Consider the following 21,263-nt stretch of genomic DNA (forward strand, 5'->3'; position numbering starts at 1 on the left):
GCGGCCGGCCTGGTGGAGGGATGGTCGGTGGGGTGGTGCTCAGCCCGCTCGGCAGCTGACCGCGGGCCAGGTGGTGTTGCCGTTCGACATGATGGTGATGCCGAAGTTGTTGCCGTTGCCGTTCGGCCGGACGGTGACGGTGCCGCTGGTGCCGGTGACCGAGGCGTTCCAGCTGTTCTGGACGCTCTGGCTGCCGTTCAGCGCGAGGCTGACCACCCAGTTGCTGGCGCCGCTGACGGCGACGTTGAGGTTGAACCGGTCGTTCCAGCTCTGGCCGGCGGACAGCGTCGCGGTGCAGGAGCCTCCCGGGTTACCGGGCGGCGGGGTGGTCGGGCCGCCGGGCGGCGGGGTGGTCGGGCCACCCGGGTTGCCGCCGTCGGGTGCCACGGCGCGGCCGGTGCTGGGCGAGATCATGCCGGGGCAGAGGTTGCGGTTGGCCAGGTTGCTGACGATCTGCGGTACGGCCTGGATGGTGCTCTGGTAGCCGTCGTGCATCAGGATGACGCCGCCGTCCTGTGCCTGGCTCGCGGCCTGGACGATCTGCGCGGTGGAGGCGCCGTTCCAGTCCCGGGAGTCCACGCTCCACATGACCTCGGTGAGGCCGTACTGCGACTGGACCGAACGCAGCGTGGCGTTGGACTCGCCGTACGGGGGCCGGAACAGCCGGGGCGCGGTGCCGGTGATCTGCTGGATGGCGTTCTGGGTCTGGCTGATCTCGGAGGCCATCTGCTGCTGGCTGAGGTTGGTCATGTGCGGGTGGCTCCAGCTGTGGTTGCCGATCCACATGCCGGCGTTCTGCTGGGCCCGTACCCCGTTCGGATTCTGCTGGACCTGGTTGCCCTGGTTGAAGAAGGTTGCCCGGGCTCCGGCCGACCGTAGCGCGTTGAGCAGCTGGTCGACGGTGCCCGCCTTGGGGCCGTCGTCGTAGGTGAGGGCCACGTAGCCGTTGCATGCGGCGGCGCTGGCGGACGGTGTCACGGCTACGGCGACGGTCAGGGTCGCGGCGGCCGCGGTGGCGACGGCGGCCACGATGCTTCTGAGGCGCATCGGAACTCTCCTTGGCGGGCGGGGAGCGGGAGGGGGAGCAGGGACGGCGGGGGACCGGCCGACCGTGCTGGCAACACGGCCGAAACATTCCGGAGTATTGCCGTAACTTTCGCCCGGACACAAGCGTTCATCGATATGTTTTCTCGGAGATCGGCAAACGGGATCTTCGCCAACGGCCCGACTTACTCGGTAAAGGTCCAGCTGAGCGAGGGATTGAGCGCCGATCGGGTCTTCCGGAAGGAATCCGGAAGTTGTTGACGGCGACGCGGGTCGAACCGACAATCCTCAGGCAAGGTGCGCGTGCAGGAAGTCGCGCTCCTCGAGCCACGTCGCGGCCTCGACCCGCACCGCCCCGGGCACGTCCTGCGGGCCGACCACCATCAGGTTGGCGTCGCCCGGCTGGTCCAGCAGGCTGTGGTGTGCGTAGACCTCCGCGCTGTCCGCCGCCCGGCCCAGGTAACGCTCCGCGAACGGGGCCGGCAACCGGCCCCAGTCGACGATCGGATCACGCGCCACCGCGCAGCGGAAGAACTCCGCCCGGCGCAGCACGGTCAGCGCCGCCAGCCAGCCGCCCAGTCCGCTGCCGCGGACCGCGATCCGGCGCAGATCCAGATCGGGGTGCTTGCCGACCAGCGCCACCAGGGCGTCGATCAGGTCGGCCAGCGCGATGTCGGCCAGCCGCCGGTGCACCACCTTCTCGAAACTGGGCGCCACTCCGGGCGTACCCCGGCCGTCCACGCCGACCACCGCGAAGCCGGCATCGGCCCACCACTGCCGGTCCTGCCACCCGGCCCGGTCCAGGACCACCTGCTGGTGGCCGGGGCCGTCGCCGAGCGTGAGCAGCACCGGCAGCTCGCGCCCGATCAGGTGACGCTGCGGATAGAGCACGGAGGTCGGCAGGCGGCGGTCGGTGACCCGCTCCAGGCTGGGCTTCGGGGCGTACGGCAGCGGCTCCGCATGCGACCGCAGGGTGGCCACCCGGCCGGTGCCGCGCCACACCGTCCACTCCCGGCCGTCGCCGATCACCAGCACGTCGCCGCCGACCTCGGCGGTGTACCAGCCCGGCGCGGTGGTCACCGGGCGGGCCTCGGCGCCGCCCCCGCCCAGCGAGGTGCGTACCCGGAACACGTCCTGCACGGCCGGGTCGCCGTCGGTGCCCTCGACGATCAGGTCCGGTCCGGCGGCCGGCGCGCTGGTCCGCGGCAGCACCCCGACCACCCGGCGGACGTACAGCCCGGGCGGGGTCAGCAGGCTCCCGTCGGCGAACAGGCACCGGGCGTCGAAGCCGTCGTGGGCCAGCTCGCCGCCGACCAGCACCCGGCCGTCCGGGAGGTGCCGGGGCGTCCCGGACACCGGCTCCACCCAGCGGGCGTCGGCCAGTTCCGCGTGCACCTGCGTCTCGCCGGTCCGTGGGTCGACCGACAGCACCAGCCCGTGCTGCTGCAGCCGGCGCAGCACCGTGATCAGCGGTCCGCCCACGTCGCCCCAGTGCACGTCCACCACGTACGGATAGGTCTCCCGGTCCCAGTGCACGTCGACCCAGCCGCCGTCCAGGTCGAGCAGGTGCAGGCTGATCGATCCGGCGGCACGCTCGGCGAGGATCTGCCGGCCGTCCGGCGACCACCACCAGCCGCGGGTCCGGCCGAACTCGGCGGCGGCCGGGTCCGGCACCCCCCAGCGCACGCCGCCCGGGTCGCGCCATCCGCCGCCCGGTTCGCCGGCGAGCAGCTCGTCGGTCCCGTCCGGGCCGATCACGCGCAGGCAGTCGGTCGGTGTCACGTACCCGATGTGGTGTCCGGTCGGGTCCGGGTGCGGGCCGATCGCGGGCTCGGCGGAGTCCAGCTCGCGGACCTCCGCGGAGCGCAGGTCCACCCGGTGCAGCCGGCCGTCCAGGACGAACGCCGCCACCTCGGCGAGCCGGTCGGTGCCGTAGGCCGCGACGCCGGGCGGCGACACCGGCCGCTCCTGACCCGTCGCCACGGTCAGCACCCACAGCCGGGCCGCCGGATCGTGCCCGCCGGACGAGCGGAGGAACGCCACCCGGGCGCCGTCCGCGCCCACCGTGACGGCGTGCGGGGCGCCGTGGCGGAAGCTGCCGGTGCGCGTCACCAGTTCCGGGAAGTCCACGTCGAACAGCATCGCTGATCAAGTGGCGTCTGCGCCTGTCAACGGCCCGACAAAGCCGGTACGGGCGGCTCCGGGTGCACGCGGAGCGCGGGCACGGCGGCCCGGCGGCGAAGACGTAGAGTGGCGCGCGTGACGAACGTCCTGCCCGCACGCCGCCTGCTGCTCGTGCACGCCCACCCCGACGACGAGGTCACCGGCACCGGCGCCACCATGGCCCACTACGCGGCCGACGGTGCCCACGTCACGCTGGTGACCTGCACGCTGGGCGAGGAGGGCGAGATCCACGTGCCCGCCCTCGCGCAGCTGGAGGCGGCCCAGGCGGACCAGCTCGGCGGGTACCGCGTCGTCGAGCTGGAGCGCGCCTGCGCGGCACTGGGCGTCACCGACCACCGGTTCCTGGGCGGTGCCGGTCGCTACCGCGACTCCGGCATGATGGGTCTGCCGACCAACGACCATCCGCGGTGCTTCTGGCAGGCGGACCTGGACCAGGCCGCGGCCCACCTGGTGGAGATCATGCGGGAGGTACGCCCGCAGGTCATGGTCACCTACGACGCGAACGGCTTCTACGGCCACCCCGATCACATCCAGGCGCACCGGGTCGCGATGCGGGCGGCGGAGCTGGCCGGCCCGGACGCTCCCCGCAAGATCTATTTCACCGCGATGCCGCGCAGCGTCCTGGAGGGTGGCATGGAGGCCTTCCGCGAGCTGGACGACAACCCGTTCGCCGACGTCGAGCGCGTCGAGGACCTGCCGTTCGGCCACCCCGACGGCGAGATCGCCGCCAAGATCGACGGCACCGACCACTACGAACGCAAGGTCGCCGCGATGCGGGCGCACGCCACCCAGATCCCGGACAACTCCTGGCTGTACGGCATCGCCGGCGACTTCGGCGGCGAGTTCATGGGCATCGAGTACTTCACGCTGGCCAAGGGCGAGCGCGGCACGGTCAGTGGCCCGCACCAGTGGGAGAACGACCTGTTCAGCGGGCTCGGCCTGGAGCAGGGCGCGGCGGCGGACGCCGTGACGCCGTGACCGTGTCCGTCGAGCCGGAAACCATCGGAGAGGCGCCGGCCGAGCGGCCCCGGCCGGTCGTCGACCTGCTGTTCCGGGTGCTCGGCCTGGTGATCTCGCTGGTCGCCACCGTGGTCACCGGCGTACTCGAGCTGTTCCTCACCCCGCTGCGGATCGGTGGCGTCCCGGTCGGGGCCACCGTGCTGCTGGCCGGGGCGGCGAACGCGGCGATCGCCTGGTTCGCGGTGCACACCACGCGGCGCCGGTGGGCGGTGGGTCCGCCCTGGGCGCTCTGGACCGTCATGATGATCTTCGCGTCCGGTGTCCGTACCCGGGAAGGCGACTATCTGGTCAGCGGCAACGACTGGATCGCGCTGGTGATGATCCTGGTCGGCAGCCTGGCGTTCGCCATCTACGCGTATCGGTTGATTCTGCACCGTACGCAATCGTGATCTTCCGCGTGCCGGTTGTCACCCGGTGATCTGGGACTGCAGAATTGCGCGCACCCCCAGCGCCACCGATTGGTGACCATGTGACGTTCACATCCCCCCGGCCCGCCGACGACGCCACGGTCGTGATCCCCGTCCCGCCGGCCGGTGCCGAGCCGGAGCCGCCGGCCGGCCCGCACCTGAAGCGGGCGATCGTCGTCGGCTCGGTGGCCGCCCTGCTCCTCGGCGCCGCCGGTCTCGGCGCGTACGTGCTGACCGGCGACGTCCCGCGTGGCACCCGGGTGCTCGGCCTGGACGTCGGCAACAAGTCCCGCTCCGAGGCCGAACGGCTGCTCGCCGACGAGTTCGGCCCGCGCGCCGCCGAGCCGGTCGCGGTCGACCTGGACGGCACGCCGGTGCGGCTCACCCCGGCCGCCATCGGCCTGGTCCTGGACGTCGAGGCCACCGTCACGAAGGCCATGCGCGGCGGCGTCACCCTGCGCGGCTCCCGGACCGTCGACCCGGTCGTCCGCCTCGACCAGGCCCGGCTGGAGAAGGCGCTGCGCGCCGAACTCGACCCGAAGAAGATCACCCTGAAGAAGCCGGGGATCAGCTACGCCGGGCTCACCCCGAAGCCGAAGTACCCGGCCCCCGGCCGCACCATCGACCCGGCCCAGGCCGCCGAGGCCGTCCGCACCAGCTGGCTGACCGGCGCCGCCGCCCGGGTCCCGCTCACCGAACAGCCGCCGGCCACCAGCCGGGCCGACGTCGACGACCTCATCCGTACGCTGGCCGGACCGGCCGTGGCCGCGCCGGTCACCGTCGCGGTGGCCGACCGCACGTTCACCCTGACCCCGCGGGCGATCGCCAAGGCGCTGGTGTTCCGGGCCGACGACACCGGCAAGCTGACCCCCGCGGTCGACGGCCGGAAGCTGCGCGCCGCCGCCCGGTCCGGTTTCGCCGCGGTGGAGACCGAGCCGGAAGCGGCGTCGATCACCCTGAACGGCGGCCGGCCGAAGATCGTGGCGAGCACCGCGGGCCGCCTCGTCGACCTGGACAAGCTCGGCCCCGCGCTGCTCGCCGTGCTGCCCGAACCGGGACCCCGGCGGGTCACCGCGGAACTGGTGCGGGCCGAGGCCGACACCACCGCGGCGGACATGGCGAAACTCGGCATCAAGCAGAAGGTGTCGACGTTCACCACGTACTTCACCGGTGGCCGCCGGTCGCCGCGCAGCCAGAACATCATCACCATCGCCAAGGCGGTGGACGGCGCGGTGGTCCGGCCCGGCGAGACGTTCTCGCTGAACGGCCACACCGGCGAACGGACCTACGCGAAGGGCTACCGGGACGCACCGGTGATCCTGAACGGCAAGCTCGAACCCGGCGTGGGCGGCGGCGCGTCCCAGTTCACCACCACGCTGTTCAACGCGGCCTACTACGCCGGGCTGCAGGACGTCGAGCACAAGCCGCACTCGTTCTACTTCTCCCGCTATCCGGCGGTCATCGAGGCCACCATCTTCTATCCGACGCTGGATCTGAAATTCAAGAACACCACGCCGTACGGGATCCTCGTCGACACGTCCACCACCGGCCGCTCGGTGACCGTGGCACTGTGGAGCACCAAGGTGTACGACAGCGTCAAGACCGAACGCAGCCCCCGCCGCAACATCACCTCGCCGCCGACCGTGCACCGCGAGCCCGGCCCCAAGTGCATCGCCACGGGCGGGCTCCCAGGATTCACCCAGGATGCGTGGCGCATCATCCGCAAGGACGGAAAAGTGGTCAAGCGCGAGAAGTTCACCTGGCGCTACGATCCCGAACCGCGGTTCATCTGCGGTAAGAAACCGTCGTAGGCGAACAATCAGGGAGGACGAGTGAGGCATCAGCGGTGGTTCCCGATCGCGGCGCTGGCGCTCGCACTGTTCGGGATCAATGTGGTGGCGCGGCTGGTCATCCGGCTGGGCTTCGACGGCGACGAGACCGCGGAGAACCGTGCGTCCATCGTCATGTTCGCGGTCATCGGCCTGACCCTGGCCGGCGTGGCGTTCGTCCGGGCCCAACGGGTGCCACCGATGTCGTGGCTGCCGGACCTCACCGCCGCGGCGCTGGCCGGCCTGCTGCTGACCGTCCTGGTGGGACCGTTCATCAGCGGCGACAGCCCGTTCGCCGCCGGTGCGGGCAGCTTCTTCGCACAGATCTGGCTGTACGGCGGCTTCGCGATCGTGGGCACTCTGCTCGGGTACTGGGTGGCTACGGCGCTGGGGCGGGACTACCGGTCACGGTCGCTGAGCGCGTTCGCCCAGAACCGGGCGACCAAGCCGCGCCGCCCCGTCCGCCGCTGACGGCGTGACCGTCGGCCCGCGTCGGGCGGTGCGTTCCGCGGCGCCAGGGGTCGAGGAGTTCCGCAGAGGGCCCGGGTCGGCGTGCTGTGCGAGATGCCGCCGGCGGCGGTGAGGAAGCCTCCGGGAAGAGTAACTTCAGCGATGGTATCGAGAGCGATACTATTCTGGGCGTTGCTCCATGACATCTGTCATCGCCGGTCCGGGAACCGTGCACGAGAACCGGTGCGGAACGGCACTACGCCGGGGCGTTCCCGGTCCGCAGACTTCGGTGCATGAGAAGGTTCCTGGTCACGGCGCTCCTCGCGGTACTCGCCGCCGCACCCGCCCCGGTCCACGCGACCCCACCGGTCCCCGCGACGGACGTCCGCCTGGTGCTGCCCGAGCCGACCGGCCCGTACCGGATCGGCACCGTGTCGGTGCACCTGGTCGACCGGTCGCGGGCCGATCCGTGGGTGCCGTCCGAGCCGGCCCGCGAGCTCATGGTGCAGTTCTGGTATCCGGCGCGGGACGTGCGTGCGTACCCTCGGGCGCCGTGGGTGTCGCCGGCCGTCGCGGCCCGCCTCAACCCGCCGGGTTCGGGCCTGGTTCTGCCGGTCACGCACGGGCATGTCGGGGCGCCGGCGCGGCCGGGACGGCATCCGGTCGTGGTGTACTCGCCCGGGCTGGGACTCGAGCGCACCAGCGGCACCGCGCTGGTGGAGGACCTGGCCAGCCACGGGTACGTGGTGGTGACGATCGACCACACGCACGACGCCGGGCTGGTCGAGTTTCCCGACGGCCGGGTCGCCGAGCTGGCGATTCCGCAGCCGCCGGACCCGGCCGAGTTCGAGAAGGTGGTGGCGCGGGCGCTCGCGGTGCGGGTGGCGGACACCCGGTTCACGCTCGATCGGCTGCGGGCGATGGCCCGGGGCCGTCCGTCGTTGCCGCGAGGGCTGGCCGGGTCGCTCGATCTGGGCCGGGTCGGGATGTTCGGCGCGTCGTTGGGCGGTGCGACGGCGGCGGAGGTGATGGCCGAGGATCGCCGGGTGCGTGCGGGCGTGAACCTCGACGGTTCGATCGCCGGGCGGGTCCTCGACGCCGGGCTGGACCGGCCGTTCCTGCAGTTCGGGTCGGAGCCCACCGACGACGGGCCGGACGAGACGTGGGAGGCGTTCTGGGAGCGGCTGCGCGGGCCGCGCCGGGAGTTGGCGCTGACCGGGGCGGCGCATCTGAGCTTCACCGATCTGCACACGCTGGTGCAGCAGGGCGGGTTGCCGCCGGCGCAGGTTGCGGAGCTGTTCGGGCCGATCGACGGGGAGCGGTCGATCGCGGTGCAGCGGGCGTACGTCGGTGCGTTCTTCGACCGGCATCTGCGCCATCGCGCCGGCGGGCTTCTGCGGGGGCCGTCGCCGCGGTTCCGGGAAGTCGTGTTCGTACGATGATCGGGGGGTGGCAGGGATGAACCCGGTCCGGTGGTGGCGATCGCGTGGCCGGGCGGCCCGGATCGACCTGTACGTGCGGATCTCGCTGTACTTCAACCTGGTGGCCGCGCCGGCGCTCATCGTGGTCACGCTGCCCACCGTGGTCGACGGTCCCCGGGTCGGGCTGCTGATCGCCCTGGTCGCCGCGCACGCCGTGGTGTGCCTGCTGCTGCTGCATTCCGGCATCGCCCACCACCTGGGCCGTCGCGCCCGGCCGGTGGGATGGGCGGTGGCCGGCGGCGGGCTGACCGCCGCGGTCGGCGCCGTGATGGTGGCGGTGCTCGGTACCGACGCGGCGGGCGGGATCGCGCTGGTGATCCTGGTGCTGTCGTACGGTGCGGCGCTGGCCACCGCGGTGCGCCCGGCGGTGACCGGGCTGGCCGGGCTCGCCTGTCTGGCCCTGGTGTTCGGCCTGACCAGCCGGGCCGGCGTGCCGGGCGCGGCCGGCATGACCGGGCTGGGCGCGGTGATGCTGGTGTTCCTCGGCGGCACGTACGGCGTCTCGGTGTGGGTGCTGGCCATGGTGTGGGAGCTGGACCGGTCCCGCCGGGTGCAGGCCGGGCTGGCCGTCGCCGAGGAGCGGCTGCGGTTCGCCCGGGACCTGCACGACGTGCTGGGCCGTACCCTGTCGGTGGTCGGCCTGAAGGCGGAACTGGCGGCGCAGCTCGCCCGGCGGGGGCGGGACCAGGCGGTGGACGAGATGCTGGAGGTACGCCGGATCGCCCAGGAGTCGGTGGCCGAGCTGCGCACCGTGGTCGGCGGGTACCGGTCGGCCGATCTGGACGTGGAGCTGGCCGGCGCCCGGTCGCTGCTCGCCTCGGCGGGCGTCGCGTGCGCCGTGGTGGGCGACGGGGCCACGTTGCCCGAGCCGGTGCAGGGCACGCTCGGCTGGGTGGTCCGGGAGGGCACCACGAACGTGCTGCGGCACAGCAACGCCCGTGGGTGCACGATCACGCTGGCCTCACCGTCGGCCGGGATGGTCGCCCTGACCATGGACAACGACGGGGTGCCGCCGGACGAGGGGCGGGTGCGGTTCGGCGGTGGCCTGGTCGGGCTGGCCGAGCGGATCGCCGGTCTGGGCGGGACGGTCGCCGCGGACCGGCCGGCGCCGGACCGGTTCCGGCTGGTGGCGTCGCTGCCGGTGCCGTCGGGGACGGTGACCGGGTGACCGCGGAGCCGGTACGGATTCTGCTGGCGGACGACGAACATCTGGTCCGCGGTGCGCTGGCGGCCCTGCTGGGGCTGGAGGACGACCTGGTGGTGGTGGCGCAGGCGGCCACCGGCGGGCAGGCGCTGGCGATGGCCCGGGCGCTGCGTCCCGAGGTGGCGATCGTCGACCTGCAGCTGCCGGACATCGACGGGGTGGCGGTCGCCGCGGCCCTGCGAACCGACCTGCCGGACTGCCGGACGATGGTGGTGACCAGCCACGGCCTGCCCGGTCATCTCAAGCGGGCCCTGGCCGCCGGGGTGCGCGGGTTCCTGCCCAAGACCGTGTCCGCGGAGGTGCTGGCCACGGTCGTCCGGATCGTGCACGGCGGGGGCCGGTACGTCGATCCGCAGCTCGCCGCGGAGGCGATCAGCGCCGGGGACAGCCCGCTGACCGTCCGCGAGGCGGAGGTGCTCGACCTGGCGGCGGGCGGCGCGCCGGTGGAGGACATCGCGCGGCTGGCGGCGCTGTCGCCGGGCACGGTGCGCAACTACCTGTCGTCGGCGGTGGGCAAGCTGGGTGCGGCCAACCGGCACGACGCGGTACGCATCGCCCGGGGTTACGGCTGGATCTGAAGCTGCAGCGGCACGGTGTCGTCGGGGGACTGGGCCGGGATCAGGGCGACGTCGCACAGCCGGGCCAGCTCGGCGGTCAGCGCGCCGGGATCCGCGTACGGGTTGAGCAGCCGGACTCGGTCCGGGTCGAGCGGCGGCACCGGCACGTGCGAGATCGCGGGGTGCAGCGGCCGGACGTCCCGTTCCCCGGCGCCGAACAGGTCCTCGTGCAGCTTCTCGCCGGGCCGGAGCCGGCTGTACTCGATGGCCACCGGTTCGGGGGCGAGGTCGGCCATCTGCCGGGCCAGTTCGGCGATCCGGACCGGCTTGCCCATCTCCAGGACCAGCGCCTCGCCGTCGCGTCCGATGGCGGCGGCCTGGATCACCAGCTGCACGGCCTCCTGGACGGTCATCAGGTACCGGGTGACGTCGGGGTGGGTGACGGTGATCGGCCCGCCCGCGCTGATCTGGGCGCTGAACGCGGTCAGGACCGAGCCCCGGCTGCCCAGTACGTTGCCGAACCGGACACTGAGGAACGTGCCGGGGCTGACCCGGGCGGTGTGCGCGGTGAGCCGCTCGGTGATCCGCTTGGAGTAGCCGAGCACGCTGATCGGGTCGGCGGCCTTGTCGGTGGAGATGTTGACGAACTTCTCCACGGCGCGGGCCGCCTCCAGCACGTCGAGCGTGCCCCACACGTTGGTGCGCAGCGCCTCGGACGGGTAGCGCTCCAGCAGCGGCAGGTGTTTCAGCGCGGCGGCGTGGAAGACGACCTGCGGCCGCCGGGTCTCGAAGATCTGGTGAATGGTCTCGGCGTCGCGCAGGTCGGCCAGGATGATCGAGGCGTCGTCGAGCAGGGCGCGCCCGTGCAGGGAGAGCTGGACGGCGTGCAGGGCGGACTCGTCCCGGTCGAGCATCAGCAGCTCGGCCGGCCGCAGCCGGTGGATCTGCCGGCACAGCTCGGAACCGATCGAGCCGCCGGCGCCGAGGACGAGCACCCGCTTGCCGGTGAGGTAGCCGGCGATGGCGTCCATGTCGGTGTCGATCTCGTGGCGTCCGAGCAGGTCGCTGATCTGGACGTCGCGTACGTCGGCGACGTCGGCCGGGCGGCTGATCAGCTCGCTGACCGACGGCACCATCTTGAACTCGGCGCCGGCCCGCAGGGTGCGGTCGCGGATGTCGCGGATCAGTGCCGCTTCCGCGTTGGCGACGCAGAAGACCACCGTGGTGGCCCCGGTCGACTGGAGGCCGGCGGGCAGGTCGTGCCGGCCGCCCAGCACGGGTACGCCGTAGGCCCGCAGGTGTCGCTTGTCCGGGTCGTCGTCGATGAGCCCGACCGGCAGGTAGGCGCTCTGCGGGTGGGTCAGCATCGAGCGGAGCACGCTGACGCCGGCCGCTCCGGCCCCGTACAGCAGGACGGGCGTGGCGGTGCTCGGGTCGGGGCGGCGGGTCCGCTCCCGGTAGGCCCGGCGCAGGTAGCGCGCGCTGAGCATGAGGACGAGCGCGATGACGCCGCCGAGGACGGGGGTGCTGGCGGGCACCAGCCGTTCCGGCGCCACGAGGTCGACGGCGAGCAGCGCGGCGGCGGCCAGCAGCACGGTGCCGGTGACCGCGCGGACCTCGTCGAAGCTGCCGTACCGGTACCGGCCGCGGTAGAGGTATTCGAGGTGGCCGAGGACGCCGTGCAGTCCGACCACGAGGCCGGCGGCCACGGCGGCGGCGGCCAGCTGGTCGCCGGTGAGGGTCAGCTCGTAGCGGGTGAGCACGGCGAGCAGGATTCCGGCCGTCCAGGCGGCCGCGTCGGTCACCAGGGGTACGAGGCGTCGCCACCGAGGCACCCGGGCCGGTGTGGACGTCGTGTCGTTGGCCGGCACATGTACTCCTCTGCGGTCGAACGGTCGCGGCAGCCCCTTTCAGGTGCGACGTTATAGAACTACCGATTTATTGGTTATGAAATGGAGAAAGTATCCCGAGGACTGTTCGTCCGCTTATATGTTCGGTGCGAAGATTCGCCCCATCCGCGGAGGTCACATGGAACTCAAGAACTACCTACGTGTGGCGCGGAAGCGATGGTGGATGCTGCTGCTCGGGGTGGTGGCGAGCTGCTCCCTGGTCGGCGTCGTCACCGCGCAGATGTCCCCGCAGTACGCGACGTCCGTGACGTTCTTCATCACCACCCCCAATTCCGGCGTGACCGATGCGTACCAGGGCGGGCTGTTCTCGCAGCAGCGGGTGAAGTCGTACGCCACGCTGCTCACCGGCGACCGGCTGGCCATCGCGGTCGCCGCCGAACCGGCGGTCGGGCTCACCGCGGCGGAGGTCCGGGACCGGGTCTCGGCCCGGGCGCTGCCCGAGACCGTGCTGCTGGAGGCCACCGTAACCGACGGTTCGGCCGCCCGGGCGGACCTCGTCGCCGCGGTGCTCGCCCGCCAGTTCACCACCATGGTGGAGTCGCTGGAGACCCCGCGCGGCAAGGCCGACTCGCCGGTCAAGGTGGAGGTGGTAGCCGGGCCGCAGAGCAGCGGCGGGCCGGTCTCGCCGCAGCCGGTCCGCAACCTGGTGCTGGCCGCGCTGTTCGGCCTGCTGGCCGGGGCGGCCGCCGCGACGCTGCGCGAGGTGCTCGACACCACGGTGAAGTCGCCCGAGGCGCTGCACGACCTGGCCACCGCGCCGGTGCTGGCCCGGGTGCCGTTCGACGCGGACGCCCGGTCGCGGTCGCTGACGTTCGGCACCGGTGGGCACTCCGCCCGCGCCGAGGCGCTGCGTCAGCTGCGCACCAATCTCCAGTTCGTGGACGTGGACCGGCCGGTGAAGACGCTGGTGGTGACCAGCGCCGTCCCGGGCGAGGGCAAGTCCTCGACGGCCTGCGGCCTGGCCATCCTGTTCGCCGAGGCCGGACAGCGGGTCCTGATCATCGACGCCGACCTGCGCCGCCCGCGGATCGCCGAGTACCTCGACCTGGAGGGCGCGGTCGGGCTGACCACCGTGCTCGCCGGCCGGGCCTCCGCCGAGGACGTGCTGCAGCGCTGGGGCGACGGCCTGTGGGTGCTGCCCAGCGGCTCGCTGCCGCCGAACCCGAGCGAGCTGCTCGGCTCGAGGCACATGGGCGAGCTGCTGGACGCCTTCCGCGAGCAGTTCGACATGGTGATCGTGGACTGCCCGCCGCTGCTGCCGGTGACCGACGGCGCGGTCGTCGCGGCCCGCGCGGACGGTGCGTTGCTGCTCGCCCGGTCGCACAAGACGACCAGTTCGCAGGTGCAGACCGCGGTGCGGGCCCTGCAGTCCGTCGACGCCCGGCTGCTGGGCTGCGTCTTCAACATGGTCTCCACCAAGGGCCCCGAGGGCTACTACTACGAGCAGTACTCGGTGAAGACCCCGGCGGCCCGCCGCGGCGCGCACAGCCGGACCACCGACGACACCGCGCTGCGTGACCTGATGGCGGTCGCCGGCCGGCCCCCGGCCCAGCCGGCGGACACCGTCATCGGCGCGGGACGATGATCGCCGCGAGGTCGGTGACCAGCCGGTCGATCTCCGTGCCGCAGCGCCGGAAGCCCTCGATCGGCTGGCGTACCGGGTCCGCGATCTCGTCCTGTCCGGCCGGCGGCGCCGGCAGCTGGCCGCGCATCATCGGGATCCGCTCGACCAGCTCGCGCAGCCGCCCGGCCGGGTCGGTGGCGGCCAGCGGGCCGACCGCCACCACCTGCCCGGCGAGCCGGGCGAACTGGGGCAGCGTGAACGTCCGCTTCACCGCGGCCGGCTGCATCAGCACGGCTGCCGCGCGCTGCTCGCGGGCCGCGGTGAGCACCACGTCGGCGCGGGTGACCGCCGCGGGGTTCAGCCGCCGGGTCCGGAAGTCGCTGACGTCGGCGCCGCGCTCCCGGAGGATGCCGATCGCGAACGGGTGCATCGGCTGGTCCGCCCACGCATCGGTGCCGGCGCTCTGCACCTCGACGGCTCCGGCGCCGTCGTCCAGCCGGGCATCGACGGCGCGCCGGAACAGGTGTTCCGCCATGGGTGACCGGCACAGGTTGGCGTGGCAGACGAACAGGACGGTGAGGCTGGCAGTCACGGGTGGCTCTCCTCTTGCCGCGGGGCTATGGGCCGACCATAGCGTTTTGTCCGGGTTGCGACGGGTCGTACCGCGATGACCGACCTGGTGTATCTCTCCGCTCCGGACGTGGGCGCGCTGGAGGAGGAGTACGTCCTCGAGGCGCTGCGCTCCGGTTGGGTCGCGCCGCTGGGCCCGGCCGTCGACGCGTTCGAGGCCGAGGTCGCCGCGCGGGTGGACGTGCCGTACGCGGTGGCGCTGGGCTCCGGCACGGCGGCCCTGCACCTCGCGCTGCTCGGCCTCGGCGTCGGGCCGGGCGACGTCGTGCTGGTGCCCACGCTGACGTTCGCCGCCACCGCCAACGCGGTGGTGTACACCGGCGCGGAGCCGTACTTCGTGGACAGCGAGCCGGAGACCGGCAACGTCGACCCGGACCTGGTCGACGTGGCACTGCGCAGGTTGCGCCGGGCCGGCCGCCGGGTCGCCGCCGTGCTCACCGTGGACCTGTTCGGGCGGTGTGCCGACCACGCCCGGATCGAGGCCGCGGCGGCCCGGCACGGGGTGGCCGTGGTCGAGGACGCGGCCGAGTCGTTCGGGTCGGTCCGGGACGGCCGCGCGGCGGGCTCCTTCGGCCGCGCGGCCGTGCTGTCGTTCAACGGCAACAAGGTGATGACCACGTCCGGCGGCGGGATGCTGCTGACCGGCGACGCCACGCTCGCCGCCCGGGTGCGCTACCTCGCCACCCAGGCCCGGCAGCCGGTGGCGCACTACGAGCACACCGAGATCGGCTACAACTACCGGCTCAGCAACCTGCTCGCCGCGCTCGGGCGGGCCCAGCTCCGCCGCCTGGACGAGATGATCGCCCGCCGCCGGTCGCTGCGCGACCGGTACGCGAAGCTGTTCGCCGGGATTCCCGGGGTGCGCCTGCTGAGCGAGGACTCGACGGAGGACAACTGCTGGCTCACCGCCGTCCTGGTCGACCCGGGCGAGACCGGCTGGTCGGCCGCCGATCTGGGCGCGCACCTGGCGGCCCGGCGGGTGGAGAGCCGTCCGATGTGGAAACCCATGCATCTGCAGCCGGTCTTCGCCGGCAGCGCCGGGGTGGTGACCGGGGTGGCCGAGCGGTTGTTCGCCACCGGCCTGGTGCTGCCCAGCGGTTCCGCGCTGACCGAGGCTCAGGTGAGCCGGGTGCTGGACGAGATCGCCGGACTCCGGTGAGCGGCCGCCGTCACGACCGGGCCAAGCGGGTCGTCGACGTCGCCGGGGCGACCGCCGGGCTGCTGCTCGGCGCGCCGCTGCTGGCCGCCGTGGCGCTGACCGTCGCCGTCACCATGGGCCGCCCGGTGCTGTTCCGGCAGCCGCGGGCCGGACTGGGCGGGCGTACGTTCCGGTTGATGAAGTTCCGCACCATGCGGCTCGCCGCCGCGGGCGAGGGCGTGGCGGCCGACGCGGACCGGCTGACCGCGGTCGGGCGGTTCCTGCGGTCCACCAGCCTGGACGAGCTGCCGACGCTGTGGAACGTGCTCCGCGGCGAGATGAGCCTGGTCGGTCCCCGGCCGCTGTTCGTCGACTACCTCGATCGGTACTCGCCCGAGCAGGCCCGGCGGCACGAGGTTCGTCCCGGCGTGACCGGCCTGGCCCAGGTCCGCGGCCGCAACGAGCTGTCCTGGCCGGAACGCTTCATGCTCGACGTCTGGTACGTCGACCACCGCACCCCGGCCCTGGACCTGTGGATCCTGCTGCGCACGGTCGGCGTGGTGCTGCGCCGCGAGGGCATCTCCGCCGCCGGGGCCGCCACCGCGCCCGAGTTCACCGGCGACCGCTGACGTGGACGGCGCCCTGGTGGTGGTCGGCTGTGGTGGGCACGGCCGGGAGATCGCCGGTCTGGTCCGCGCCGAGGGCCGGTGGGAGCCCGCCGGGTTCGTCGACGACGGCCCGGCCCCGGACAACCTGGCCCGTCTCGCCCGGCTCGGCATCCCCTTCCTGGGCGGACTGGACCGTCTGGCCCGGACCGGTCCGGACACCCGGTACGTGCTCGGCATCGGGGACCCGCGGGTGCGGCGCGCGGTGGCCGCCCGGGTGGACGCCCACGGCCTGCGCCCGGCCACGGTCGTGCATCCGGCCGCCACCGTCGGCGCGGAGGTGGACCTGGCCGAGGGTGTGGTGCTGTTCGCCGGTGCGCGGGTGACCACGAACGTGACGCTCGGCCGGCACACCCACCTCAACCAGAACGCCACCGTGGGGCACGACAGCGTGCTCGGCGCCTACGTGACCGTCGGCCCGCTGGCGGCCGTGTCCGGCACCTGCCGGATCGGCGACGGAGTGCTGATCGGCACCACGGCGGCGGTGTTGCAGGGGCTGACCGTCGGCGCGGACGCCACGGTGGGCGCGGGCGCCTGCGTCACCCGGGACGTACCGCCCGGGGTCGTGGTGAAGGGCGTGCCGGCGCGCTGAGCGGCGGTCCGCTCGATGTTCGCGGCCAGCCGGTCCGCCGCCCGGCGGCTGTCGAACAGCTCGACCGTGCGCCGCCGGACGCGGTGTCCCCGGGCGGCCAGGGTGCCCGCCGTGAACTCGGCGTGGGCCGCCTCCAGCGCGTCCACCAACGGGCCGGGGTCGCCCCGCGGCACCACCCAGCCGGTGTCGGAGTCCACGGTCTCGGGCAGGCCGCCGGCGTCGCTGACGATGCTCGGCAGGCCCATCGAACCGGCCTCGACGGCGGCGCCGTGCCCCTCCGACAGCGACGGGCTCACGCTGACGTCGGCGGCCGTGTACGGCAACCGGACGTCGGTGGTGGAGTCGAGCCAGACCACGTCGGTCCGGTGGTCGATGCCGAACCGCGCGATCAGCTCGGCCCGGTGTGCCTGGCCGGCCGGTCCCCATCCGCCGCCGACGAGCAGCAGCTGCGCCTCCGGATGCCGGGCGGCGAACGTGTCCCACGCGGTCAGCAGCACGTCGTGACCCTTGATGCCCCGGCCCCGGTGCACCAGTCCCCGGGGCGGATAGACGAACGCGACCAGGATGGCGACGAACGCGTCGGCGCGCAGGCCCAGTTCGGCGCGGGCGGCCCGGCGGGTGGTGGGCGGTCCGGCCGGGTCGAAGTGGTCGGTGTCCACGCCGTAGGTGATGACCGTCCGCTGGGCGGGCGGGCAGCCGATCTCCTGGTACAGCCGGGAGGTGGCCGCGGTGCCGCAGACGGTCAGGTCGTCGAGCCGCCAGAGGTGGCGCTCGACGGACCGGATCAGCGGGGACTCCAGGAAGAGCGGGCCGGCGATCATGTGGACCCGGGCGGCGGGCAGGCCGAGCGTGGTGATCCGGGTGGCCAGCGCGGAGGCGTACAGGTGGTAGAGCACGGCGTCCGGGCGCAGCTCGCGGAGCAGCCGGCGCAGCCGCCACAGGCCGGTGACGGTGGACGGGGCGGGCCGGAAGGAGAAGCCGAACGGCGACTCGGCGATTGCCACGTCACGTTCGCGCAGCGCCCGGGTGAGCCGGCCGGGTCCGGGCGGCAGCACGACGGTGACGTCGTGCCCGCGGGCGCGCAGCGATTCGACCTGCGGGACGACCCACATGCCGCCGACATTGGTCTTGAGCACCACGGCAACTCGCACTCCAGCACGGTAGGCCGGAAAACGGATCAAAGTTCCTGAAACGGCTGATACCGCTACGGTGGGCTGATGGGGAACAATTCACGAGCGGTCGGGGTCGTTCATGTGATCGGTTCCCTCGACCGCGGCGGCGCCGAGACCGCCACGCTGGATCTCTGCCGGGCGATTCCGCCGCGGCAGGCCGCGCAGACCTTCCTGACCCTGGCCGGGCGGGAGGGCGTGCTCGCCGAGGAGTTCCGGGCGACCGGCGCCGAGGTACGCGGCTGCCCGTTGCGGCCGCTGCCGTCGTTCCCCTGGCGGCTCTGGCGTGCCCTGCGCTCGGCGCGGCCCCGCGTGGTGGTCTCGCACGTGAGCCTGAGCAGCGCGGGGGTGCTGGCGGTGGCCCGGTCCGCGGGCGTGCCGATCCGGGTGGCCCGGATGTGGAGCGAGGCCGACGAGCGGTCCGACCGGTGGCCGCTGCGGGCCCGCCGCGCGGTGCTGCGCCGGGTGTTGCGCTGGGCCGCCACCGACGTGGTGGGCGTGACCGCGGCGGCGCTCGCCTTCGCCGGCCCGCGCCCGGGTGACGGCCGGTACCGTCCGCTGTACAACGCCGTGGACGTCGACCGAGCCACCGGCGGCGACCGGCACGCCGCCCGCCGGCACCTGGGGATCGCCGGGACCGGGCCGGTGCTGGTGCACCTCGGGCGGGCGCATCCGGTGAAGAACCGTCCGTACCTGCTCGACGTGCACCGGGCGCTGCGCCGCGGCCGGCCGGACGCGGTGCTGCTGTTCGCCGGGCCGGGCGGGACGGCCGACCTGACCGCCGCCGATCCGCACCTGGCCGCCGATCCGTCGGTGCTGCTGGCCGGCGAGGTCCCGGCGATCGCCCCGGTGCTGGCCGCCGCGGACGTGCTGGTCCTGCCGTCGCGGCGGGAAGGGCTGCCGGGGGTGGTGCTGGAGGCGCTCGCCGCGGGCGTACCGGTGGTGGCGACCGACCTGCCCTGCCTGGTCGAGGTGGCCGCGCTGGTGGACGGACTGCGGCTGCTGCCGCTGGCGGCCGGGCCGGAGCGGTGGGCCGACGCGGTGGCGGAGGCCGCGGCGGTCCCGGCGGCGCGCCGGGCGGACATCGCGGCGGCCCTGCGGGACTCGCCGTTCCGGCTGGACCGGGCGGCGGCACAGTGGACGGCGCTGTGGGCGCGCTGATCGCCGGAAGCCGGTCGGCGCTGGTCGGCCTGGCCGGCACGGGCGGGCTCCGCGCCGTACTGATCGCCACCGGTGCGGTGCTGGCCACCCGCCTGCTGGGACCGCACGAGCGGGGTCTCATGGTGATCGGCTCGGTGACCGCCGGAGTGGCCGCGCTGCTGGCGGGCCTCGGCACCGGCTCGGCGCTGCGGGCCCGGCTGCCCGGGGCGCAGGGCGCGGCCCGGCGCGACCTGATCGCCGCCTTCTCCTGGTGGACCGTGGTCGCGGCCGGGGCCGCGGGACTCCTGTCGATGCTGGTCTCGGTGCTCACCGCGGTGCTGATCGACCCGGCCCTGGCGGCGCCCGCCTTCCTGCTGGCCGCGTTCGTCAACGCCGCCGGGGCGGTGGCCCTCACCCAGCTGCCCGACGTCTGGTACGCGGGCGGCCGGTTCGCCGCCGGCGGTGGCTGGGCCGTCGTGGTGGCCGCGGCCGGTACCGCGGGCGTGCTGGCCGGCGTCCTGCTCGGCGGCACGGCCTGGGCGGCGCTGCTGGCCCAGGGTGCGGCGATGGCGGTGGCCGGCGTGGCGCAGTCGGCCCGGCTGCGCGCGTCCGGCCTCGGTGCGCTGCGCCGCCTCCCCGGGCGGCGGGTCCTCGCGCTGCCCCGGGCGGGTGCCCGGGCGCTGGGTCTCACGCTCGGTCTGGTGCTGGCGTTGCGGGTGGACCGGTACGCCGTCGGCGCGCTCACCGATCCGGCCACGGTGGCGGTGTACGCGCTGGCGGTCACGGTGGCCGGCCTGCCGGGACTGGTGCCGATCGCGGTCGGGCAGGTCGCGTTGCGGGAGATCGCCGCGGGCGCCGGCGTCGGGTACCTGCGCCGGGCCGTGCGCCGGGCGGTGCTCTGGTCGGCCGCGTCGGCCCTGCCGGTCGCGGCGGCGGGCTGGCTGCTCGTGGTGCCGGTGTTCGGCCCCGCCTTCGCCGGCGCCCGGCCGTTGCTGCTGGCGTTGCTGCTGGCCGGGGTGGCGTTCGCGCCGTTCGAGGTGGCCAGCCGGGCGCTGCTGGGCCGGGGCCGGCTGGGCACGGCCGGTGCGCTGGGACTGGCCGGGTGCGTGGCCGCCCTGGTGCTGTACCCGTTGCTGGTCGCGCTGTGCGGGGTGCCGGGCGCGGTGCTGGCCGGGTTGGTGGTGGCGGCCGGGTTGTCGGGCGCGGCGTGGCGGCTCGCGTGCCGGCACGTGGCGGTCCCGGCCGGAACAGCCGATCCAGCTAATAAAAACCATAAAAAGGACGCCAAGGTGCAAAGCGTGTAGCGTCCGGAACATGCGACTGCTGGTCACCGGTGGTGCCGGTTTCATCGGATCCAACCTGGTTCGCGCCGCAACCGCCGACGCGGCGATCAGCGACGTCCGGATCATCGACGACTTCTCCACCGGGCTCGCGGCCAACCTGACCGGCCTCGACGCCGAACTGGTCACCGGGTCCATTCTGGACGATGCCGCACTGGACCGCGCGATGGCCGGATGCGACGCCGTCGTCCACCTCGCCGCCCTGCCGAGCGTGCCCCGGTCGGTGCGCGATCCGCTCGCCTCGCACGCCGCGAACGCCACCGGCACGCTGCGGGTGCTGGAGGCCGCCCGCCGGCACGACGCCGGCCACGTCGTGGTCGCCTCCTCGTCCTCGGTGTACGGCGCCAACCCGGTGCTGCCCAAGCCGGAACTGGCCTGGACCCGGCCGCTCAGCCCGTACTCGGTGAGCAAGCAGGCCACCGAGGCGTACGCGCTGGCGTACCAGAGCACATACGGTCTGGCCACGCTCGCGTTCCGGTTCTTCAACGTGTACGGCCCGGGCCAACGGCACGACCACCCGTACGCCGCCGTCATCCCGCGGTTCGTCCACGCGGCACTCACCGGCGCCCCGGCGACCGTGCAGGGCGACGGACTCCAGTCCCGCGACTTCACCTACATCGACACGGTCTGCGCCGTGCTCTGCGACGCGGTCCGCCGCCGGGTCAGCGCACCGCACCCGGTGAACCTGGCGTTCGGCGTCCGGACCGACCTGATCACCGTGCTGGCCGAGCTGGAGACCATCCTCGGCCGGCCGATCGCCCGCGAGTCCGCGCCGGTGCGCCCCGGCGACGTGCGGCACTCGCAGGCCGACAACGCGGCCCTGCGCGGGCTGTTCCCGGCGGCCGCCCCGCATCCGCTGGACGCCGGCCTGCGCGCCACCGTCGCCTGGTTCGAGGCCAACGTCGCGGTGGGCGCTCTCGCCGGCTAGACCGCGTTCCA

18 protein-coding genes and 1 pseudogene are annotated in these 21,263 nt (G+C 73.9%); 14 read left to right on the forward strand and 5 right to left on the reverse strand.

Features of this window, described 5'->3' with window-relative positions:
* Positions 1-39: 39 nt before the first annotated feature.
* Together LDL48_RS14455 and LDL48_RS14460 are read right to left on the reverse strand one after the other, a co-directional pair.
* Positions 40-1,047 carry a polysaccharide deacetylase family protein gene (locus LDL48_RS14455; RefSeq protein ID WP_225255613.1) on the reverse strand — a complete coding sequence of 336 codons (1,008 nt, stop codon included), beginning with the start codon at positions 1,045-1,047 and terminating at the stop codon, positions 40-42.
* 285 nt (positions 1,048-1,332) lie between these two features.
* Entirely contained in the window at positions 1,333-3,186 is a 1,854-nt protein-coding gene (locus LDL48_RS14460) for a prolyl oligopeptidase family serine peptidase (RefSeq protein ID WP_225255614.1), read from the reverse strand.
* 117 nt (positions 3,187-3,303) lie between these two features.
* Here LDL48_RS14460 and mshB point away from each other — a divergent pair, with 117 nt between their 5' ends.
* The 7 genes from mshB to LDL48_RS14495 all read left to right on the forward strand — a co-directional run bounded on the left by mshB (position 3,304) and on the right by LDL48_RS14495 (position 10,197).
* A complete protein-coding gene (gene mshB, locus LDL48_RS14465) occupies positions 3,304-4,206 on the forward strand; it encodes an N-acetyl-1-D-myo-inositol-2-amino-2-deoxy-alpha-D-glucopyranoside deacetylase (RefSeq protein WP_225255615.1) in 903 nt (300 codons plus the stop codon).
* Positions 4,203-4,637 (forward strand): hypothetical protein, encoded by a 435-nt coding sequence (locus tag LDL48_RS14470; protein ID WP_225255616.1) that lies wholly within the window; start codon positions 4,203-4,205, stop codon positions 4,635-4,637. The genes mshB and LDL48_RS14470 overlap by 4 nt, the downstream gene beginning before the upstream one ends.
* A gap of 80 nt (positions 4,638-4,717) precedes the next feature.
* Complete coding sequence (locus LDL48_RS14475; protein ID WP_225255617.1) at positions 4,718-6,466, forward strand: VanW family protein; 1,749 nt, start codon at positions 4,718-4,720, stop codon at positions 6,464-6,466.
* A gap of 21 nt (positions 6,467-6,487) precedes the next feature.
* Positions 6,488-6,955 (forward strand): hypothetical protein, encoded by a 468-nt coding sequence (locus LDL48_RS14480; RefSeq protein ID WP_225255618.1) that lies wholly within the window; start codon positions 6,488-6,490, stop codon positions 6,953-6,955.
* A 272-nt stretch (positions 6,956-7,227) separates the two neighbouring features.
* A complete protein-coding gene (locus LDL48_RS14485) occupies positions 7,228-8,376 on the forward strand; it encodes an alpha/beta hydrolase family protein (protein ID WP_225255619.1) in 1,149 nt (382 codons plus the stop codon).
* Positions 8,377-8,392: 16 nt separating this feature from the next.
* Positions 8,393-9,583 carry a sensor histidine kinase gene (locus LDL48_RS14490; RefSeq protein WP_225255620.1) on the forward strand — a complete coding sequence of 397 codons (1,191 nt, stop codon included), beginning with the start codon at positions 8,393-8,395 and terminating at the stop codon, positions 9,581-9,583.
* Positions 9,580-10,197: a response regulator transcription factor gene (locus tag LDL48_RS14495; protein ID WP_225255621.1), complete on the forward strand. Its 618-nt coding sequence runs from the start codon at positions 9,580-9,582 to the stop codon at positions 10,195-10,197. The genes LDL48_RS14490 and LDL48_RS14495 overlap by 4 nt, the downstream gene beginning before the upstream one ends.
* Here the strand turns inward: LDL48_RS14495 and LDL48_RS14500 are convergent.
* Positions 10,182-12,047 (reverse strand): nucleoside-diphosphate sugar epimerase/dehydratase, encoded by a 1,866-nt coding sequence (locus tag LDL48_RS14500; protein ID WP_225255622.1) that lies wholly within the window; start codon positions 12,045-12,047, stop codon positions 10,182-10,184. The two genes, LDL48_RS14495 and LDL48_RS14500, sit on opposite strands and share 16 nt — an antisense overlap.
* Positions 12,048-12,204: 157 nt before the next feature.
* Between LDL48_RS14500 and LDL48_RS14505 the strand changes: the two genes are divergently transcribed.
* Complete coding sequence (locus tag LDL48_RS14505) at positions 12,205-13,671, forward strand: tyrosine-protein kinase domain-containing protein (protein WP_225255623.1); 1,467 nt, start codon at positions 12,205-12,207, stop codon at positions 13,669-13,671.
* Here the strand turns inward: LDL48_RS14505 and LDL48_RS14510 are convergent.
* Complete coding sequence (locus LDL48_RS14510; RefSeq protein ID WP_225255624.1) at positions 13,652-14,242, reverse strand: arsenate reductase/protein-tyrosine-phosphatase family protein; 591 nt, start codon at positions 14,240-14,242, stop codon at positions 13,652-13,654. The genes LDL48_RS14505 and LDL48_RS14510 overlap by 20 nt on opposite strands.
* Before the next feature lie 75 nt (positions 14,243-14,317).
* On the opposite strand from LDL48_RS14510, the gene LDL48_RS14515 reads away from it, so the two are divergent.
* Genes LDL48_RS14515 through LDL48_RS14525 form a run of 3 tightly spaced genes read left to right on the forward strand, consistent with a single transcriptional unit; the run spans position 14,318 to position 16,675 of the window.
* The gene (locus LDL48_RS14515) at positions 14,318-15,439 is read left to right on the forward strand and encodes a DegT/DnrJ/EryC1/StrS family aminotransferase (RefSeq protein ID WP_225255625.1); all 1,122 of its coding nucleotides are present in this window, start codon (positions 14,318-14,320) and stop codon (positions 15,437-15,439) included.
* A complete protein-coding gene (locus LDL48_RS14520; protein ID WP_225255626.1) occupies positions 15,436-16,047 on the forward strand; it encodes a sugar transferase in 612 nt (203 codons plus the stop codon). Before LDL48_RS14515 ends, LDL48_RS14520 begins: the two co-directional genes overlap by 4 nt.
* A 1-nt stretch (position 16,048) precedes the next feature.
* Positions 16,049-16,675: an acetyltransferase gene (locus LDL48_RS14525; RefSeq protein ID WP_225255627.1), complete on the forward strand. Its 627-nt coding sequence runs from the start codon at positions 16,049-16,051 to the stop codon at positions 16,673-16,675.
* A gap of 53 nt (positions 16,676-16,728) precedes the next feature.
* Here the strand turns inward: LDL48_RS14525 and LDL48_RS14530 are convergent.
* Positions 16,729-17,787 (reverse strand): annotated as a pseudogene (locus LDL48_RS14530) (glycosyltransferase); the annotation flags it as partial.
* A gap of 105 nt (positions 17,788-17,892) precedes the next feature.
* Between LDL48_RS14530 and LDL48_RS14535 the strand changes: the two are divergent.
* Genes LDL48_RS14535 through LDL48_RS14550 form a run of 3 tightly spaced genes read left to right on the forward strand, consistent with a single transcriptional unit; the run spans position 17,893 to position 21,252 of the window.
* Positions 17,893-19,005 carry a glycosyltransferase gene (locus LDL48_RS14535; RefSeq protein WP_272493050.1) on the forward strand — a complete coding sequence of 371 codons (1,113 nt, stop codon included), beginning with the start codon at positions 17,893-17,895 and terminating at the stop codon, positions 19,003-19,005.
* A complete protein-coding gene (locus LDL48_RS14545; protein WP_225255628.1) occupies positions 18,993-20,288 on the forward strand; it encodes a lipopolysaccharide biosynthesis protein in 1,296 nt (431 codons plus the stop codon). The genes LDL48_RS14535 and LDL48_RS14545 overlap by 13 nt, the downstream gene beginning before the upstream one ends.
* Before the next feature lie 10 nt (positions 20,289-20,298).
* Positions 20,299-21,252, forward strand: a complete 954-nt coding sequence (locus LDL48_RS14550) for an NAD-dependent epimerase/dehydratase family protein (protein ID WP_225255629.1) — start codon at positions 20,299-20,301, stop codon at positions 21,250-21,252.
* Positions 21,253-21,263 lie beyond the last annotated feature (11 nt).

The organism is Jidongwangia harbinensis (assembly GCF_020216025.1).
In the GTDB taxonomy this organism is placed as follows: Bacteria; Actinomycetota; Actinomycetes; order Mycobacteriales; family Micromonosporaceae; genus Actinoplanes; species Actinoplanes harbinensis.

What these genes read in the sequence shown, in the direction of transcription:
- LDL48_RS14490 (WP_225255620.1), top strand. Translation starts at nt 8,393, where the DNA reads ATGAACCCGGTCCGGTGGTGGCGATCGCGTGGCCGGGCGGCCCGGATC.
- LDL48_RS14535 (WP_272493050.1), top strand. Translation starts at nt 17,893, where the DNA reads ATGGGGAACAATTCACGAGCGGTCGGGGTCGTTCATGTGATCGGTTCC.
- LDL48_RS14550 (WP_225255629.1), top strand. Translation starts at nt 20,299, where the DNA reads ATGCGACTGCTGGTCACCGGTGGTGCCGGTTTCATCGGATCCAACCTG.
- LDL48_RS14485 (WP_225255619.1), top strand. Translation starts at nt 7,228, where the DNA reads ATGAGAAGGTTCCTGGTCACGGCGCTCCTCGCGGTACTCGCCGCCGCA.
- LDL48_RS14505 (WP_225255623.1), top strand. Translation starts at nt 12,205, where the DNA reads ATGGAACTCAAGAACTACCTACGTGTGGCGCGGAAGCGATGGTGGATG.
- LDL48_RS14455 (WP_225255613.1), bottom strand. Translation starts at nt 1,047, where the DNA reads ATGCGCCTCAGAAGCATCGTGGCCGCCGTCGCCACCGCGGCCGCCGCG.
- LDL48_RS14515 (WP_225255625.1), top strand. Translation starts at nt 14,318, where the DNA reads ATGACCGACCTGGTGTATCTCTCCGCTCCGGACGTGGGCGCGCTGGAG.
- LDL48_RS14460 (WP_225255614.1), bottom strand. Translation starts at nt 3,186, where the DNA reads ATGCTGTTCGACGTGGACTTCCCGGAACTGGTGACGCGCACCGGCAGC.